At 60.1% G+C, this 18,322-nt stretch carries 15 protein-coding genes and 3 pseudogenes; 13 read left to right on the top strand and 5 right to left on the bottom strand.

The window, feature by feature from the left end; genetic code table 11:
* From MGMSRV2_RS16905 to MGMSRV2_RS16940, 9 genes are all read left to right on the top strand, one after another.
* Positions 1-1,593, top strand: coding sequence for a hypothetical protein (locus MGMSRV2_RS16905; protein ID WP_024081579.1), 1,593 nt, complete (start codon positions 1-3; stop codon positions 1,591-1,593).
* A complete protein-coding gene (gene kdsB / locus MGMSRV2_RS16910) occupies positions 1,583-3,127 on the top strand; it encodes a 3-deoxy-manno-octulosonate cytidylyltransferase (RefSeq protein ID WP_024081580.1) in 1,545 nt (514 codons plus the stop codon). The genes MGMSRV2_RS16905 and kdsB overlap by 11 nt, the downstream gene beginning before the upstream one ends.
* A gap of 20 nt (positions 3,128-3,147) precedes the next feature.
* Positions 3,148-4,173: a Gfo/Idh/MocA family protein gene (locus MGMSRV2_RS16915; RefSeq protein WP_242410698.1), complete on the top strand. Its 1,026-nt coding sequence runs from the start codon at positions 3,148-3,150 to the stop codon at positions 4,171-4,173.
* Positions 4,166-5,554 (top strand): hypothetical protein, encoded by a 1,389-nt coding sequence (locus tag MGMSRV2_RS21510; RefSeq protein ID WP_041633720.1) that lies wholly within the window; start codon positions 4,166-4,168, stop codon positions 5,552-5,554. The genes MGMSRV2_RS16915 and MGMSRV2_RS21510 overlap by 8 nt, the downstream gene beginning before the upstream one ends.
* Positions 5,551-6,207, top strand: coding sequence for an HAD family hydrolase (locus MGMSRV2_RS16925; protein WP_024081583.1), 657 nt, complete (start codon positions 5,551-5,553; stop codon positions 6,205-6,207). Before MGMSRV2_RS21510 ends, MGMSRV2_RS16925 begins: the two co-directional genes overlap by 4 nt.
* On the top strand, positions 6,204-7,127 hold the full coding sequence (locus tag MGMSRV2_RS16930) for a phosphoglycerate dehydrogenase (protein ID WP_024081584.1): 924 nt from the start codon (positions 6,204-6,206) through the stop codon (positions 7,125-7,127). The genes MGMSRV2_RS16925 and MGMSRV2_RS16930 overlap by 4 nt, the downstream gene beginning before the upstream one ends.
* The gene (locus MGMSRV2_RS21205) at positions 7,124-8,587 is read left to right on the top strand and encodes a hypothetical protein (RefSeq protein WP_144084330.1); all 1,464 of its coding nucleotides are present in this window, start codon (positions 7,124-7,126) and stop codon (positions 8,585-8,587) included. The genes MGMSRV2_RS16930 and MGMSRV2_RS21205 overlap by 4 nt, the downstream gene beginning before the upstream one ends.
* A 75-nt stretch (positions 8,588-8,662) precedes the next feature.
* Positions 8,663-9,412 carry a polysaccharide deacetylase family protein gene (locus MGMSRV2_RS16935; protein WP_024081588.1) on the top strand — a complete coding sequence of 250 codons (750 nt, stop codon included), beginning with the start codon at positions 8,663-8,665 and terminating at the stop codon, positions 9,410-9,412.
* Between the two features lie 4 nt (positions 9,413-9,416).
* Entirely contained in the window at positions 9,417-10,370 is a 954-nt protein-coding gene (locus tag MGMSRV2_RS16940) for a glycosyltransferase family 2 protein (protein WP_024081589.1), read from the top strand.
* Here the strand turns inward: MGMSRV2_RS16940 and MGMSRV2_RS16945 are convergent.
* The 3 genes from MGMSRV2_RS16945 to MGMSRV2_RS16955 are packed head-to-tail and all read right to left on the bottom strand — an operon-like array spanning position 10,361 to position 12,550.
* A complete protein-coding gene (locus MGMSRV2_RS16945) occupies positions 10,361-10,867 on the bottom strand; it encodes an acyltransferase (RefSeq protein WP_024081590.1) in 507 nt (168 codons plus the stop codon). The two genes, MGMSRV2_RS16940 and MGMSRV2_RS16945, sit on opposite strands and share 10 nt — an antisense overlap.
* Before the next feature lie 4 nt (positions 10,868-10,871).
* On the bottom strand, positions 10,872-11,414 hold the full coding sequence (locus MGMSRV2_RS16950) for an acyltransferase (protein ID WP_024081591.1): 543 nt from the start codon (positions 11,412-11,414) through the stop codon (positions 10,872-10,874).
* Entirely contained in the window at positions 11,411-12,550 is a 1,140-nt protein-coding gene (locus MGMSRV2_RS16955) for a DegT/DnrJ/EryC1/StrS family aminotransferase (protein ID WP_024081592.1), read from the bottom strand. The genes MGMSRV2_RS16950 and MGMSRV2_RS16955 overlap by 4 nt, the downstream gene beginning before the upstream one ends.
* A 172-nt stretch (positions 12,551-12,722) precedes the next feature.
* Here MGMSRV2_RS16955 and MGMSRV2_RS16960 point away from each other — a divergent pair.
* The 4 genes and pseudogenes from MGMSRV2_RS16960 to MGMSRV2_RS16975 form a co-directional block, all read left to right on the top strand.
* Positions 12,723-13,305: pseudogene (locus MGMSRV2_RS16960) on the top strand (IS630 family transposase); the annotation flags it as partial.
* Positions 13,306-13,399: 94 nt separating this feature from the next.
* A pseudogene (locus MGMSRV2_RS16965) lies at positions 13,400-14,335 on the top strand (IS630 family transposase).
* 39 nt (positions 14,336-14,374) lie between these two features.
* Positions 14,375-15,457: pseudogene (locus MGMSRV2_RS16970) on the top strand (IS256 family transposase); the annotation flags it as partial.
* An 86-nt stretch (positions 15,458-15,543) separates the two neighbouring features.
* Positions 15,544-15,753: a hypothetical protein gene (locus MGMSRV2_RS16975; protein ID WP_024081598.1), complete on the top strand. Its 210-nt coding sequence runs from the start codon at positions 15,544-15,546 to the stop codon at positions 15,751-15,753.
* Positions 15,754-15,906: 153 nt separating this feature from the next.
* Here MGMSRV2_RS16975 and MGMSRV2_RS16980 read toward each other — a convergent pair whose 3' ends face one another.
* Positions 15,907-17,193, bottom strand: a complete 1,287-nt coding sequence (locus MGMSRV2_RS16980) for an O-antigen ligase family protein (RefSeq protein ID WP_024081600.1) — start codon at positions 17,191-17,193, stop codon at positions 15,907-15,909.
* Complete coding sequence (gene wecB / locus MGMSRV2_RS16985; protein WP_024081601.1) at positions 17,190-18,299, bottom strand: non-hydrolyzing UDP-N-acetylglucosamine 2-epimerase; 1,110 nt, start codon at positions 18,297-18,299, stop codon at positions 17,190-17,192. The genes MGMSRV2_RS16980 and wecB overlap by 4 nt, the downstream gene beginning before the upstream one ends.
* Positions 18,300-18,322 lie beyond the last annotated feature (23 nt).

Below are 18,322 nucleotides of genomic sequence, written 5' to 3' on the forward strand. Positions count from 1 at the left end.
ATGGGCGTCTTGCTTCACCGCAGCAATGACCTGCCAAGTCCGGTCGAGTACCAGAATTGGGTCGGCATCGGTGGTTTGCGGGCCACCCCGGATGGGCCGGCCATGGATCTTTCGGCAGCGTTGGAGGATTCTTTCGATAGCCAAGCCCAGCACTGGTTGAAGATTGGCTATGATTTGGCCTTGGACCCAAGCGCCGACTTGGCCCACACACCGGCCTGCGTCGCCAACGCATCGGATTTCGGCGCCATGCTGGGGTGGGGAGCGTTGCTGAAAAAGTGGTCTGACCAGACCGGCACCGTCCTTGTCGTCTGCGATGACCCCTGGCTGTTCCGCCATTTCCGGAGGTTTCCCGGTGTCGTGGCTGGTACGGCGCCGCCTTTACTACCTCAGGTCCTGCGTCTCGCCATCCGTGGATATCTGGCCCGCATGCGTTTTACGGTGCGAATGGTGGTTCGCTATCTCAGGCAAGCGCGGCCTAGCCCGGCTCCAGGGGGAAGTTGGGTGTTGACCTATGCGCACCCTTCCAGCAACGGTGCTGGCCAGGATGCCTATTTCGGTGATCTGATGAGCAAGCTGCCGGGGCTGCGCCGGGTGCTGCATGTGGACGGACGGGCGGAGGTGACCGAACGGCTGATCTCGGAACGGACGGTCGCGCTCTCGTCTTGGGGATCGATCTGGTCGGCGTTCGGTCTACCGTTTGTCCGGTGGCGCCCCTCTCGCCGTCATCGTCATGGACCCCAGGGCTGGTTGGTCCGGCGGGCGGCAGCGATGGAAGGGGGGTCGGCTCAGGCCGCTGCCATCCGCTGGCAGCAAATCTGCCAGCGGAGGTTCATGGCCGACCTGCGGCCAAACGTCGTGGCCTGGCCCTGGGAAAACCACGCCTGGGAACGCGATCTGGTAAGAGTCGCCCGTGTTCATGGAGTGAAAACTGTTGGTTATCAGCATTCTGTCGTCGGCCGGCAGATGCTGAACTACGCGCCAGCATCCAACCCGGATGGGGAAGACGGCCTGCCGGACATGATGCTGTGCACCGGAACGACGACGAGAACGCAACTGATGCAATGGGGGGTTCCTTCGGCGCGTACACGGGTTGCCGGCGCCCACCGCTTCGCCGCCTCGGCAAAAGTGGAATATGATCCCGCCCAACCAGTGTTCCTGGCCCTGCCGTTCGATTTGGCGACGGCCGCCGACATGTTGGAAGCGGCGCGTCGGGCGGTCAAAAGCGGGTTTCGTTTCTGGGTCAAGGATCACCCGATGACGCCATTCCAATTTCAGGAAAGCGCCGGGATAAGCCGCGTCCATCGCCCCCTGACCGCTTGTTCGGCGGTTAGGGCGGTAGTTTATGCCGCGACCACTGTTGGACTTGAGGCGGTGTTGATGGGTTTGCCGACACTTCGCTTTCGGCCTTCCGGACGAATATCGCTTGATATTCTCCCCGTCGGTTTATCCGTTCCGGTGACGGGTCCGAACGATTTGGCGGAAGTTTTAGGGACTTTGTCTTCGCCGCCACCACTGGACCGCAATCTGTTTTTTGCTCCTGTCGATGAAACCTTGTGGGCTGACATGATGGAAGGCCGCGCCAATGAGCAGTGAAACTTTGAAAACCCGGCTTAGGGCCGGGCAGGTGGCGATCGGCGCGTGGCTGACCACTTCTTCCGCCGAAGTGGCTGAAATTATGGCTGCGCAAGGCTTCGATTGGCTGGCGGTGGACATGGAGCACGGCTCGGCCGGGGTGAACGAAGCATTCGGTGCGTTTCGTGCCGCCGAGCGGTGGGGGGTGGTGCCCTTCGCCCGCTTGCCGTCGTCCGATCCATTCCTGGCGCGGCGTTTATTGGATGGCGGCGCCCAAGGGGTCATAGTGCCGGTGGTCGAGGATGCGGACGATTTCGCGGATTTCGCTCAGCATTTGCTTTATCCCCCCAACGGTCGCCGTGGGGTGGGCCTGGGACGATGCAACCTGTGGGGGGCCGAGTTCGAATCCTATCTGACCAGATTTTCCCCGATCATGGTGGCGCAAATAGAAACCAAAAAAGGCGTGTGCGCCGCTGCCGCCATCGCGGCCCTGCCCGAGGTCGATGCCTTGTTCCTCGGGCCCTACGATTTGTCAGCCAGTCTGGGGGCGGCGGGTGATTTTCAGACCGCCGATTTTCTGGAAGCGGTGGCTACGGTAAAATGCGCCTGCGAGCGTCACGGCAAGGCTTTGGGAATCCACCAAGTCGCGCCGGTCGCCTCGGAACTCGAGGCGCGAATCGCCGAAGGCAATCGTTTCATCGCCTATGGTACGGATGCTTTGGCGTTGCGCCATGCCTTGGCGGCAGTTTCGTCAAGGCGTCGGGCTGATCCGGAGACAACAATGAAAACAATCTGCGTCATTCCCGCCCGCATGGCCTCGAGCCGTTTTCCCAACAAGCCCCTGGCGCCTCTGCTGGGGCTTTCCCTGGTTTTGCATGTTTGGGAACGATGCCGTTTGGCTCGGTGTTTCGACGACATCGTCGTCGCCACCTGCGATGAGGACATCGCCGCTGCCGTCCGGGCCAAAGGCGGTAAGGCGGTGATGACCGCCGACACCCATCCCGGTTGTGTCGATCGGACGGTGGAATGTATCGACAACATGGACCTGGGCTTGGCCGAAGATGATCTGGTGCTGATGGTCCAAGGAGACGAAGTCATGGTGACTCCCGCCATGCTTGAAGAGATGGCCGAGGCTTATAAACGGACCAAGGTGCCGGTGGTCAACCTAGCCTGCGTCATATCCGACGCCGCCGACTATGACGATCCGAACGTGGTCAAGGTCTGCGCCGACCTGCACGGACGGGCGTTGTTCTTCTCACGCACGCCCATTCCGTCACGGTCCCGTGCCAAGGGCGCGGTGCCCATGTACCAGCAAACCGGCGTGATCGCCTTTTCCTATTCGTTCCTGAAAGCGTTTGGTCGGCTGGAGCGAACGCCCTTGGAGAAGGCGGAGCAAGTGGATATGCTGCGCACGCTAGAGCATGGCTATCCCATCCAGTTGGTGATGACGCAATCCCGCCTTTTGGGCGTCGATGTGCCGGGGGATATTGGACGGGGCGAGGCCTTGTTGCGGATGGATCCGACCACGCGCGCTTATATGGAGCTTCCAGGATGACGACGAGTGGCAAATTGCGCGTGGGCATTGCCGGCTATGGAGTGGTCGGTCGCCGCCGTCGCGCCGTCATCGATTCCCACCCCGGTCTAATCACGGTCGCCGCCTGCGACCGCAACTTTGCCGATGGCGACACCCGGGTTGACGGCTTGACGGCGTACACCGAGGTTGAGTCCATGCTGGCGTCTGAGACGCTTGACGTGTTGTTCGTCTGCTTGACCAACGATGTCGCGGCCGCCGCCACCATCGCCGGCTTGCAACGCGGCCTGCATGTCTTTTGCGAAAAGCCGCCGGGACGGGATGTGGCCGACATCCGCCGGGTCATCGAAGTGGAAAAGGCGCATCCACAGCTGAAGCTGAAATATGGTTTCAACCACCGTTACCATGAATCGATCCGCGATGCTCTGGCGTTGCTGCGGTCGAACGAATTGGGACGCTTGATCAACATGCGCGCCGTGTACGGAAAGTCGAAGATCATCGATTTCCGCTCACCGTCGCATTGGCGGACCAAGCGTGCGGTGGCGGGGGGGGGTATCTTGCTGGACCAGGGTATTCATATGCTGGACTTGATGCGGTTGTTCGGCGGCGAGTTCACGCAGGTTCAGGCCATCGTTAGTAATGACCACTGGCATCACGACGTCGAAGATAACGCCTATGTTCTGATGCGTTCGGACCAAGGGGTGGTGGCCCTGATGCATTCCACCGCTACGGAATGGCGCCATCGCTTCCGCCTGGAAATGTCTTTGGAGCGGGGCTCGATTGTTCTCGGGGGCATCCTGACCAGTTCGAAAAGCTATGGTGCGGAAACCATCACCGTTTCTTGGAAAACTGAAGACGATGCCGGTGACCCGATGGAACGTGTCACACGCTATAATTTGGACTCGTCGTGGAAAGAAGAAGTCGGCGAATTTGCCGAGGCCGTGTTGAACGGGGCGCCCATTTTCAACGGTTCGTCCGATGACGCGCTGAAAACCATGGAATTGGTCTACCGCATCTATTGTGCTGACCCGCAATGGAAAGAACGTTGGGGCCTGTCTGAAAATGGCTAAGGGCCGGTCATTCGGTTTCGGCGGTTGGGTTTTCCTGTTGATGGCCTTGGGCGCGGCGACGGCCCTGGCCCTGGTTGTTGCGCAAGGTGGTCGTTTGATGGCCACACCAAAATTGGGGCTGGTTTTCGTCGTTCTACCCGCCGGCGTACTGGTTTTCGCATTGATTTGCCTGCGCCTGCCCACCGCCATGCGCCTGTCCGCGGCCATCACCTGCCTATCGATTGGGTGTTCGCTTTGGGCTTTCGAGGTTTGGCTGCTGGCGCAGAAAGGGCGACAAGGCGTGGACGAGTTGGTCGTGCGGGCCAAGGCCGCACAAGTGGCCTATGATGCGCGCAGTAAAAGCGAGGTGGTGAGCGATCTGCGCAAGGCCGGGCAGGATGCCTTCCCGGCTGTTTTCCCCTCGCTGTTTCTGATCCCGCAAGGGGCGAAAGGGGTCGTTCGTTCCCCCTTGAACTTGGATGGCGGCGAAATTCTGCCCTTGGGCGGAGTTCCGGAAAGCCGGGCGGTGGTGTGTAACGAAGCGGGGCAGTGGTTGGTGCAAGACACCGACCGCAACGGTTTCCCCAATCCCTCCGACGTGGCGGCCCTGACGTCGGTCGATATCGCCTTGCTGGGGGATTCCTTCACCCAAGGCATGTGCGTTCCCACGTCCACCAGTTTTGCCGACCGTATCCGCCAAGTGCATCCGGCCACCCTCAACCTGGGCAACGGTGGCAATGGTCCCCTGCTGGCCTTGGCGACTCTGATCGAATATGCTCGCCCCCTGGCGCCGCGTCGGGTGCTGTGGTTCTTCTTTGAAGGCAACGACTTGGCAGATTTGAACGTCGAGTCACGTAGCCCGCTGTTACGCGGCTACCTGGTCGGTTCGACCGCGCAAAACCTGACGGCGCGGGCGGGGCATTTGGCTCCGCTATTGCGTGACTATGCCGAAAAGTCGGTCGCGGCTAGTCAGACCGCTTATGCTGCGGGCAGCGCCTTGCCCCTGAGCCAACAAATCTTCCGTTTCGTGTCGTTGACGGAAACCAGGATTGGGCTGGGATTGACTGCGACCTCCATAGCCTCGCCGGATTTTGCTTTATTTGGCCAAGTGTTGACGGTGGCGCGGGACCAAGTGTCTGGTTGGGGCGGTCGGCTGACGATCGTCTATTTGCCGGCATGGGAAAGCACCATCCAAAATCCACAAGCGGGGCTTTCCGAGTATCAGCGGGTGGCGACTATTATCAAGGATTTGGGCATCGATTTCGTCGATCTGCGGGCAGAAATCGCCAGACACCCCGATCCGATTGGTTTGTTTCCGTTGCGACAGGCAGGACATTACGCCGAGGCCGGACATTCCTGGGTAGCCGACAACGTATTGACACATCTGAGAGAAAGACCATGAAGCGGGCCGTTTTGTTCGACCTGGACGGTACCTTGATCGATAGCGTGCCGGATGTCCGTCTGGCGTTGAACGCTATGTTGTCGCAGCGAGCTCGTCGTCCGCTGGCGCTCGACGAGGTGCGACAGATGGTCGGAGAGGGGGCGCAGGTCATGCTGGAACGCGCCTTCGCCGCGACAGGCGCCGCCGGTGGGGATATGGAACAGGCCTTGAGGGACTACCTTGCCGCTTATGCGGCGGCTCCGGTGGTCGAGACCGTGCTCTATCCCGGTGCAATGGAATGCATGCGGCGGTTGGTGGCGGACGGAAACGTTTTGGGGATCTGCACCAACAAGCCGTCCTCCATCGCCGTCTTGGTGATCCGTGAGCTGGGCCTGGACGGTTTGATCGCCGGATATACCGGTGGCGATTCGCTGCCCTTTCGCAAACCCGACGGTCGCCATTTGCAGGCAACGCTGGAATGTATGGGTGTCGCGGGGAGCCCGGCGATCCTTGTCGGTGATTCGGAAACGGATGTGGCCGCCGCCCGTGATTTCGGCATGCCCGTGGTGGCGGTTTCCTTCGGTTATGCCGACAACGCCGAGATGCTCGGCGCTGACCGGGTGATCTCGCATTTCCGTCATTTGCCCTTAGTTGTCGCTGAATTGATGCCATGACCAGAATCGCCGTCTGCTCGCGTTCGTTTTCCCGTCATCCCATTCTCAGGGCGGAGTTGCTTCGCCGCTTTCCACAGGCGGAGATTACCTTCAATGATGCCGGTTTGTCGCTTTCGGGGCAGGAACTCATCGATTTCGTCCGTGGTCATGATCGGGCAATCACCGCGCTGGAGCGTCTGGACGAGGCGTTTTTCGCGGCATTGCCGGAATTGAGGGTGGTGGGCAAGTACGGTGTCGGTCTGGACATGATCGACCTGCTGGCCCTACAGCGCCACAATGTGCGGCTTGGATGGGTGGGGGGGGTTAACCGCCGGTCCGTATCGGAATTGGTCATTTCCTGCGCAATCGCCTTATTGCGGTACATTCCACAGGGCAACGCGGAAGTGCGCTCGGGGCAATGGCGACAATTGATGGGCCGTCAATTAACCGGGAAAACCGTCGGTATCGTCGGCTGTGGGCACATTGGGAAGGATCTGGTGACGCTGCTGCGGGCCTTCGATTGCAAGATCCTGGCGCATGACGTCTTGGATTTTCCGGATTTCTATGCCGCTCATTCCGTGCTTGCCGTGGGATTGGACCATTTGCTGTCGGAATCCGACGTGGTGACCTTGCATTTACCGTTTGATGAATCGACCAGCAACATCCTGGGCCACCGCCAATTGGTTCGGATGAAGCCGAATGCTATATTGATCAATGCGGCGCGGGGCGGATTAGTGGACGAGTCGGTGTTGAAGACGATGCTAGCCGAGGGGCGACTGGGGGGCGCTGCATTCGATGTTTTCAACAACGAACCTCCGGAGGACATGGAATTGTTGCAATTGCCCAATTTTCTCGCTCTTCCTCATATAGGCGGAAGCGCAGAAGAGGCCGTGCTCGCCATGGGTTTTGCGGCCATCGATGGCCTGGGGGGAGGGGAATGACCCTGCCTCTCCGTGTTGATAGCGTCAAGCTGTGGTGGTGGAGTCTTCTGGTTGGCTTGTGTCTTGTAGGTTTCCTTTTGTTTTTTCGTCCTGACCGATTGACTCTTGCCGGGGCATTTGTTGGGGCACTGGCGGTTGTCATCTGTTTAGTGGTGATAATACAATATTTTACTTCACCCGTGCCGCAGGGGTTGCCATTTTTTGCCGGCATGGCGTTTTTCTATTTAGTTGCTTTTGCAATTCAGCCGTTCCTGGTTGATTTTATTTGGGATAATGGTTCAGATATTAGAATCTATGTTGGTTCCCCTGAAGTGTTTGAGTTTAATGCTGATAATGTCAGCTTAATATTCGTGGGGATTGTGAGTTTGTTCAGTGGTTTTATTTTTGTGCAGTCGCATGTTCGCCATTGGATAGGGTCGCGACATTTAGTGGCAGATCTCTCATGTAACCGCCAAACTTGGCTTGCTTGGGTTTGCATCTTGGCTCATGTGGCTTGGGTTTTACTACCGAACAAGTACGGTGCGGGGGCGCTCGATAAGCTTCTGATACCTTTAGGTTTTTTTGGCTTTGGCCTGTCTTTTTTGCTTGCCGTTAAGGGAAGGCTACCAAAATACCATATTATAATAATATTTGGAATACTATTACCATTAAGAATTTATGCCGGTATTAGTATCGGTGCTGCTGTAATGGTTTTGATTGTGCCTGCGTCTATTTTATTTATTTTCGCAACGGTAAATAGGCGCCTATTTATTTATTCTGTCGCTACCTTGTCTGCTTTCACAGCTGTTTTTTATCCGTTTTTTGTTACATACCGTAGCATTATGGCATGGGAAGTGCCTTCGCCGAGTCTTGAGCGACGCATTGAGGTTTTGGCCGTTTCGTGGCGTGATATGACAACAAAAGAAATTGTACAGAAAAATGGAGATATGAAAACAGAATTTGAAGATGATAAATTCGCGCGTGTTTTCAGGCATGTAGCGAGGCGCCTGAATCAGGCGGTCGTTCTGTCTGTTGTAAAAGAAAAAACTCCGAGTGTCGTACCATATTGGCAGGGTAAGACGTTGTTGCAGGTAGTGACATCCCCTATCCCACGTCTGTTGTGGCCGGAAAAGCCAAAAGAGGTGCTTGGGAGCTGGTTTGGTAAAACATATGGTTTTATTGATTCTTCAGATCTTTCTATGTCCGTTAATTTACCGTGGTTGGTTGAGGCCTACGCGAATTTCGGGTGGTATGGGATTGTCGGAGTTATGTTGCTCTGTGGGGCGTTTCTGGGAACATTAGATGCGACGCTCAATCGCCCTGGGGGCAGTCCTGTCGAAATTGCATTAGCAGGGGCGGTGATGTTCCCGTTAATTAATCAGGAATCGAACATTAGCTTGACCATGGGGGGGACAATAAATTTCTTAATTTGTGCCGTCACAATTATAAAAGTGGCTTCGGTAAGAATTAAATCAAAATAGCTTTACATTATAATGGTGCTGCTAATTGTAGATTTAGCTAATGGATATTTAGATGGTGGCGAAGGATTGATTTAAATGAACTACTTCAGTCTATTAGGAGTAAGAAATCTTTTAAGCGTAGCTGCCGAAGTTTCCAATGTCATTCCATTACGGGATTGGCAGGGCAACCCGGGAGTAATCCTCAGGCATGATGTTGACCTCGAAATTAAGGCTGCGTACGACTTTTCACGGGTGATTTCAGAGGTAGGGGTTCGGTCGACCTTTTTTTTCCTGGTCACGGGTGAAACATACAACGTCCACTGTCTTTCCGCCCGACGTATGTTGCGGCAAATGGCCGATGAAGGCTTCGAGGTGGCGCTCCATTTCGACCCTCAGGTCTACGGCGACGCCGACGACGTGGCCCTGGCTCGCCATGCCCGGACCGAAGGCGATATCCTGGCCGACATCATCGGACAGCCGGTCAATTCGGTTAGCCTGCACAATCCGTCGGTACACGGCAATTTCCTGCTGCTGGACGGCTGGAACAACGCCTATGATCCAGCCATTTTCGCCCCCGACCGTTATTTGTCGGATTCTCGCATGCAATTTCGCTCGGACCCGCTTGAATTCGTTGCGCAAGGGGCGGAACGGACGGTTCAACTGCTGTTGCATCCGTTGCATTACACCCTAGATGGCGACCGCTATCCACAGCCTATGCTGAATTACCTGGAGCGTCAGACCCGTACGGTCGATTCCATATTCCAGGTCAATTCCGAATATCAAGCACAGGTTGGGGATGGCTTGCTGGATGCCATGGCTCAAGCCCTAGCGTATTGGAAGCTGTGAACCGATGAAATTATCCATCGTCACCCCCGCCTTCCGCGAGGCCCGCAACCTGCCGGTGATGTACGATCGCCTGAAGGCGGTGTGCGACGGTGCCGGTCTGGATTGGGAATGGGTGATCGTCGATGATCATTCCCCCGATGACACTTTCGCCGTCACCCACGAACTGACCGAGCGTGACCCGCGCGTGCGCGGCATGCGACTGTCGCGCAATTTCGGCAGCCATGCCGCTATTTCCTGTGGCTTGGCGGCATCGCTGGGCGACGCCGTGGTGATCATGGCCGGCGACCTCCAAGACCCGCCCGAGACCATTCCGGCCCTTTTGGACCATTGGCGGCAAGGCGCCCAGATCGTCTGGGCGGTGCGGGCCAAACGCGAGGGGGAGACCGCTTCGACCCTGGCGTTTTCCCGTCTTTATTACTGGTTGATGCGGCATGTGGCCGGATTGAAGGATACGCCGGCCATGGGCGCGGATTTCTTCCTGATGGATCGGGCGGCGGTGGACGCCTTTGCCCAGTTCGGCGAACGCAATGTCAGCATCGTCGCCCTGGTGCAGTGGATGGGGTTTCGGCAGGCTCACATCGAATACGTCAAGGAAGCCCGCTTGCACGGCGTTTCGGGCTGGAATCTGTCGAAGAAGATTAAGCTGGTCATCGATTCCATGACTTCGTTTTCCTATCTGCCCATCCGCGCCATGTCGGCTATCGGCGTCGGCGTGGCGCTGATCGGCTTTCTGTACGCTTTGTTCGTGCTGGTGGCGGCGCTGGTGGAACGCTCGGTGCCCGGCTATCCGTCGCTGATGGTGGCGCTGCTGATTCTCAGCGGCTTGCAAATGGTCATGCTGGGAGTGCTGGGTGAATATATGTGGCGCACCTACGACGAAGGGCGCCGCCGTCCGCGCTGGCTGGTGGAAAGTGCCGTTGGTCGTCTGCCTGAATCGGGCAAGCCGCCTCAGGGCTGAGCCCGTGCCGGCGTGCCCCAGGCCCGCGTTCCGCCAGGAATGTCGCGGTTGACCAGGGACATGGCCCCGATCACCGCCTTGTCGCCGATGGTGACGCCCTTGGCCACCACGCTGTTGGGGCCGATATAGACGCCCGAGCCGATACTGACCGGGGCCTTGTCGATGGGATCCACGCCCAGGCTGGTGCTGCGCCGCACGGTGTCGTGGGTATAGATGTGCACGCCGGCGCTGATGGAACACCAATCGCCGATGATCAGCGGGCCGCCGCTGCCGTCCAAGATGCAGTTGGGGCCGATCCAGGTGTTTTCACCCACCCGCACGTCACCCAGGATCAGCACACTGTCATAGCACGACGATCCGGCACCGAAGGCATAGGAACGGGCGATCTCCCAGCGATCGGTCAGCAGATCGCCCAGCGGCACCCGACGGTCGTATTTCGACCGCATCTCGGCGGTCAACCGTCGATAGAGTACCTGCAAGGTGGACAGCAGGTCCACGACCCTATCCGGCCAAAGCGTCAGCGGACGGCGGAGATTGGCTCATATCCCAATCCAGGCGCTTGCCCGATCTGCTGACGTAATCCACCAGCTTGGCCGGATTGCCCATGACCAGGCCATGGGTGGGGACATCCTTGGTCACCACCGCACCGGCGGCGACCATGGCGTAATCACCCAAGGTGATGCCGCAGCGGATGGTGGCGTTGGCGCCGATGGAGGCGCCGTTGCCGACCCGGGTCTCGGTGATCTTCCACTCGGTATTGAAGGCGCGCGGCACCAGATCGTTGGTGAACACCGCATTGGGGCCGACGAAGACGTCATCGCCGATGGTGACGCCGTGATAGACCGACACGCCGTTCTGGATCTTGCAGCGATCGCCGATTACCGCGCCGATGTCGATATAGCAGGACTGACCGATATTGCAGCCGGCGCCAATCCTTGATTTCTCGCGCACCTTCGACCAGTCCCAAATGCGGGTGCCCGCCCCGATGGCGGCCTCGTCATGAACCACGGCGCTGGGGTGGACGAAGACGTCGGTCCGGCTCATGGGCTGGTCTCCACCGCCTGACGCAAGGCGGCGACGATTCGATCCTGGGTGGCCTCGTCCATGTAGGGGTGCATGGGCAGGCTGAACACATGGCCCATCTTGTCCTCGGTCACTGCCATGCCGGCGGGATCACGCGGAAAGGCCGCATAGGGGCCTTGCAGGTGCAAAGGGGTCGGATAATAGATTCCGGTGGGTACGCCGTCGGCGTTCAGCGCCTTGATGACGGCATCGCGGTTGGCGGTGGTCATGGTGTATTGCGCCCACACCGAGGTGCCGCCGGCGATCACCACCGGGGTAGCGACCACATCGGCCAGCAATTGGGTGTAGCGGTTGGCGATGCGGTCGCGGGCCTGGATCTCATCGGCGAAGATGGCCAACTTTTCCAGCAAGATGGCCGCCTGCATGGTGTCGAGCCGGCCATTGACGCCGATGCGGGCATGTTCGTAACGATCACGACCCTGACCATGGTTGCGGATCGAGCGCAGGATTTCGATCAATTCGTCGTCATCGGTCAACACCGCGCCGCCATCGCCATAGCAGCCCAAGGGTTTGGCCGGGAAGAAGCTGGTGGTGGTCATTTCCGCCAAAGCCCCCACCGGCGTGCCGTGCAGGGCAGCGCCGAAGCTTTGCGCCGCGTCGGCGATCATGGTCAGCCCATGTTTGGCGGCGATGGCCCCCAAGGCGACATAATCGGCGGGCTGGCCGAACAGATCCACCGGCATCACCGCCTTGGGCTCCAGATGCGACGGACAGGAATCGATGCAGCGTTGCAGACTGGCCGGGTCCATGGTCAAGAGGTCCGGCAGGATATCGACGAAGACCGGGGCGGCGCCGACCAGGACGGCGGCCTCGGCGGTGGCGACGAAGGTAAAGGACGGCACGAAGACGGCGTGGCCGGGGCCGATGCCTTTGGCCATCAAAGCCAGGACCAGGGCGTCGGTGCCGCTGGCGCAGGCCAGGGCATGCTTGACCCCGCCCCATTGCGCCAATTGCTTTTCCAACGCGATGATTTCCGGCCCCATGACGAAGGCGCCGTGCTCCAGCACCTTCTTAAGCGCCGCTTCCACCTTGTCGGCGATGCGCAGGCGCTGGGTTTTCAGATCGATGAAGGCGATGGGGGCAGGGGTGGCAGTCACGGCGAAAACCCGCACAGTCAAAGGGATGGCAGGTTTTATGGACCTTTTCCCCGGGCCGATCAAGGTTGATCGGTGTCAACACTCTGGACCGGGCGCGTGCTAACCAGTAGCCCTATTGCATTGACGCAAACACAGGATTCACAAGCGACCTACGCCGTGCGAGTCTGTGGTCATGGAACAGACCGTCAGCATCATCGTCTCCCCCGAGGACCAAGTGCGTTTGGCCGAGGTCATTGGGGATCTCAATAGTCCGCAAAAGCACGTTCAACGGGCGCGGATCGTCCTACTTTCGGTCGAGCGTCGGCCCGTCATTGAGGTGGCCCGCAACATTGGCATCAGCCGCCCGGCGGTGTAGCGCTGGCAAATGCGCTATGCCGAGCAAGGGGTGGATGGCATGTTGCGGGACAAGACGCGCAAGCCGGGCAAGCCCCCCTTTGCCCTTGGAAACGATAGCGAGGGTCCTGGCGCTGCCGTGTTCCAACCCACCCGGCAGCATTACTCATTGGACGGGCCGCGCGGTCGCCAAGGCCGTTGGCATCAGCTTGCGGGCGGTCCAACGGATTTGGGACGCCCACCGTCTCCAGCCGCACAGGCTGCGCACTTTCAAGAAATCCAAGGACCCCGCCTTCTCCGAGAAAGTCGAGGATGTGGTCGGCCTCTACATGGAGCCGCCGTGCCACGCCGTGGTGGTGTCCATTGATAAGAAAAGCCAGATCCAGGCCCTCGACCGCACCCAGCCCGGCCTGCCGCTGAAACTAGAGCAAATTCCGACCTGAATGAATCGTGGGGGATTCCCACGGCGACGTTTTTGTGATTCATCGTGTCTGCTGGAGCGGGAGGCCAGCCGACATGGGGAAATGCCTTTCCGACGATTTGAGGGAGCGGGTCATCGCCGCAGTTGAGGCCGGAGCATCACGGCGTCAGGCCGCCGCCCGATTTGGGGTCAGCGTGGCGAGTGCGATCCGCTGGATGCAGGCGTGGCGGGACCAGGGCGAGGCCAAAGCCAAACCTCAAGGTGGCGACCGGCGATCATCGCGCATTGAAGCCCATGCTGATTTCCTGCTGGCCGAGATCGAGGTGACACCGGACATCACCTTGGCTGAACTCCAGGCGCTCATGAGGGAGCGCGGTGCCCCAGTCGGCATCGCATCGTTGTGGCGATTCTTCGGTCGACGGCAGATCACACTCAAAAAAAACCGCGCACGCTGCCGAGCAGCAACGGCCTGACGTCGCCGAAAGGCGTTGGATTTGGTTCGAGGAGCAGCCCGACCTCGACCTGGAGCGGTTGGTCTTCATCGACGAAACCGGCGCCACGACCAAGATGGCCCGGTTACGAGTGCGATCCAGACGCGGAGAACGCTGCCGTGCAGCCGTACCCCACGGCCATTGGAAGACAACGACCTTCACGGGAGCATTGCGCTTGTCTGGAATGACGGCCCCAATGGTGCTCGATGGTCCGATGACCGGCCCGGCCTTTGTCGCCTATGTCGAACAGGTGCTGGTGCCGACGCTATCGCCGGGAGACATCGTCATTCTCGATAATCTGCCCGCCCACAAGGTCTCCGGCGTGCGCAGCGCTATCGAGGCTGTCGGGGCCAAGGTCCGATACCTTCCGCCCTACTCGCCAGACTTCAACCCCATCGAAACAAACTCAAGGCACTCCTACGCAGGGCCGCCGCCCGAACAGTCTCTGAACTTTGGGACGCTATCGCCGAGGCCATCGACCAGTACTCTCCCGTCGAATGCCTGAAATACTCCATCCATGCCGGATATGATCCAGATTGATCGGAAATTGCTCTAGCATGCACGCTCCCCACTCTTCCCGGGCACGTCCATGGCGAGCGCAATCCCGATCACCGCTTTGTCCATCGCAATGGCTACCGCGAGCGGGACTGGGAGACCCGGGCTGGGACAGTGGAGCTGCGCATCCCGCGCCTGCGCAAGGGCAGCTACCTGCCGTGCTTCCTGGAGCCGCGCCGGATGGCCGAGAAGGCACTGACCGCCGTGATCCAGGAAGCCTATGTCCAGGGCATCTCCACCCGCTCGGTGGACGATCTGGTTAAGGCCATGGGCATGACGGGCATTTCCAAGAGCCAAGTATCGCGGCTTTGCGCCGAGATCGACGGCAAGATCGCCACCTTCCTGGAACGCCCCATCGAGGGCGATTGGCCCTATGTCTGGCTCGACGCCACCTACGTCAAGGTGCGCCAGGACGGCCGCATCGTCAGCGTGGCGGTCACCATCGCGGTGGGCGCCAACACCGCCGGGCGGCGCGAGGTTCTGGGCATGGCCATCGGCCCGTCGGAAGCCGAGACCTTCTGGACCGACTTCCTACGCAAGCTGGCGCGACGTGGCCTGCGCGGCGTCAAGCTGGTGGTGTCCGACGCCCATGAGGGGCTGAAAGCCGCCATAGCCAAGGTGCTGAACGCCACCTGGCAGCGCTGCCGCGTCCACTTCATGCGCAACGTCCTGGCCCACGCCGGCAAGCAGGGCCGTCGCGTCGTCTCCGCCTTCATCGGCACCGCCTTCGCCCAAGACACTGCCCAAGCCGCCCGCGCCCAGTGGCGCCAAGTGGCAGACCAGCTTCGCCCCAGGGCGCGGAAACTGGCCGAACTGATGGACGACGCCGAAACCGATGTCCTCGCCTACATGGGCTTCCCGGCCACGCATCGGGCCAAGCTGCACTCGACCAACCCCATCGAGCGCCTCAACGGCAAGATCAAGCGCCGCACCGAGGTCGTCGGAATCTTCCCCAACGAGGCAGCTATCACCCGCCTGATCGGCGCCATCCTCCTGGAACAGAACGACGAATGGGCCGTACAGCGGTCCCGCTACATGACCCTGGAATCCGTCGCCCCCTTGGGTGATGATCCCCTGACCAGCATGCCGCCCGTCGCGGCGGCCTGATCAACCCGGCCAAGCCCGCCGGAGATCAAACGGCGACCGCGCTGTTACACCAATCCTTGGGACACGATCGCCCAACACCTAATCAGATGCAGTATTTCCCTCATTATCCGCTGAGCAATCAGGCGCTGGAGCGTGGTTTAATCACTCCGGTCGATCTGACCCATGAGGTGTTGGCCGAACGGGTGATGAAGAACATGGTGTTCATCACCAAGATTTCCCGCAACCGCAAGGACCAGTTGGAGGCAGCGGTCTATCTGTTGCCCTGGCACAGTACCGTGCTGCGCTGCGCGCCTTGATCGCGCAATTGCGGTGCAAGCCCAACGATTGGCTCGGAATGGCCTTGGGGTGGATCGCCCTGATGCGGTATCACCATGACTTTCTCGCCAATCCGGCCTTGATTACGGTGGACCGGGTGGTGCGCGCTGCCCGCATGATTGTGCCGGGCGAGTTCAGCCGGTTGGCGGGGAAGATTCTTGGCCGTCTGCTAGCGCTGTCCGCACGCTGACCTTTGCGGAAACAGGGCCAAGGACGGCAATCAGCGCGACGCTCAGCCATAGGGTGCCTTGCCACCAGCTCTGCCAAATGCCGTAACTGACGCAGGCGATGATGAAGCCCGAGGCCAGGGCGGGACCGGTGTGGGCGGCCATCCATCCCGATTGTCTGCCCACGGCCCAGAATACCCGGCCCATGACGGCAGCGGCGAGAAGGGCGCCGACCAGACCCAGTTCCAGCCAGATTTGCACCGGAGCGGAATGGGGGTGGAGGGGCAATTGCGCTTCGGGAATGGGCGCCCGTTGATTGCCGATGACGATGATATCGTAGAAAACCTCGTCATCGGCACCGGGAATGACCCGTGACGCATCCAAAGCCCAGCCGAAAAACGGCTTTTCCAGGGTTCTGTGGGCGGAAAACCGCCAAATGGTCAAGCGGTGGTGCGATGACGACGACAGCCAGCGGGCCCCGTCATAGGTTTGTTGCGGCGGCGGGATCTGTAAGGCCAGCGGAAACGCGGCAAGGATTATCGCGGCGGTACCGATGGCGCACAGGCCGGCGGTCAGACGCGGGCGCCACCAAAACAGCAGGGCAAGGATGGTGGAAACCGGCAGAACCAGTTTCGAGGCCAGGGAATGGCTGGCAGCAATGGCCACTGCTCCACCCAACCACAACAGCACCGCCCATGGACGCAGGCGCTGGCGCCACAGGGCCAGGCTTGTCGGCACCAGCAGCAGGGCCATCAAGGTCATGCCGCGCGACAGCGACGACAGGCGGCTGTCATGGAGTTGTGCCGTGATCGGGCCGCTGCCGGCCAGGGCGGACAGGCCCGGGGTCAGGTGTTCAAACAGCAGGACCGCGATGGAAAACGACAGGCCCGCAGCCAAGGCGCGCAGCGCCCGAATCCGCCATTGCGACGACAGAATTGAGGTGGCCGCCAGCAGGCAAAGGCCACCCAGGAATTCACCGGCCAGCACCAAGCTGGTTTTCAACGTTTGCGTCTTGTCGATGGCCCATAGTGTCGAGAGGGCGCCGAACAGCACGGCGGCGGCGAAAATGGCCGCCAAGCGGGGATCGATGCGTGTCCACAAGCGCCCGCGCCAGCAATCATGCAAGCCGGCCAAGGCGATCAGGATGAACAAGGGCGCCATACCGAGCGGGGCGAACAGGGCAAGAAGTGGCCCCAGCAATCCGACCATGCACAGGGCCGGGGCGGTCAGGCCGATGGCGGTGATCGTTTTCATAATGCTTGGATCATGGCGGTGACGATGCGCCCAGCGGCGTGACCGTCCCAGAATTCCGGCACCCGCCCGCGCTTGCCGCCGGTTTCCATGATAGTCCGGGCGGCGGCCAGAATGGCGTCGGAATCCCGACCGACCAGGGTATTGGTGCCCTCGCTGATGGTGATGGGGCGCTCGGTGTTGTCGCGCAGGGTCAGGCAGGGCACGCCCAAGGCGGTGGTTTCTTCCTGGATGCCGCCCGAATCGGTCAATACCAGCCGGGCTTGGGCCATCAGTCCCAGCATGGTTAGATAACTGGCCGGCCCCAAGGGCAGGATGGTGCGACCGTCAAGGAAGTGGTCAAAACCGGCGGCCTGGATGCGGCCCTTGGTGCGCGGATGCAACGGCAGGACCACCGGCAGGGTTTGGCCGATGATGCACAGGCTTTCGAGCAGGCGGCGCAGGATGTCGGGCTCATCGACGTTGGCGGGGCGGTGCAAGGTGGCGACGGCGAAGGCCGGCGGCGGGGCGAAGCCATGGGCGGCCAGGGTTTGCGTCGGCGGTACCGCCCAGGGCAGATTGGCCCGCAAGCTGTCGATCATGACATTGCCGACGAAATGGACGCGGGTGGCGGCGATGCCTTCGCCGGTCAGGTTGTCGAGGGCTGCGCGTTCAGTGGTGAACAGCATGTCCGACATCTGGTCGGTAAGGATGCGGTTGATTTCTTCCGGCATGGTGCGGTCGCCCGAGCGCAGCCCCGCTTCCACATGCAGCACGGGAACGCCCTTTTTCACCGCCACCAGGGCGCAGGCCAGGGTTGAGTTGACATCCCCAACCACCAGAACCACCGGATTGGCGGTCTGATCGACGATGGGTTCGAAACGGCGCATCACTTCGGCGGTCTGGACCGCATGGCTGCCGGATCCCACTTCCAGGTTCACGTCGGGGGCGGGCATGCAGAGCTCGCGGAAAAAAGCGTCGTTCATTTCTGTATCGTAATGTTGCCCGGTGTGAATCAGGGCCGGGTGAAAACGACCACTGGCGGCCAAGGCGGCGTGTATGGGCGCCATCTTCATGTAATTTGGTCGGGCACCGACGATGCATAGAACGTTTTTCAGTGATTTAGGCATGCTTGAACGGCTCTGCGACTGAA

It is taken from the genome of Magnetospirillum gryphiswaldense MSR-1 v2, from assembly GCF_000513295.1.
In the GTDB taxonomy this organism is placed as follows: Bacteria; Pseudomonadota; Alphaproteobacteria; order Rhodospirillales; family Magnetospirillaceae; genus Magnetospirillum; species Magnetospirillum gryphiswaldense.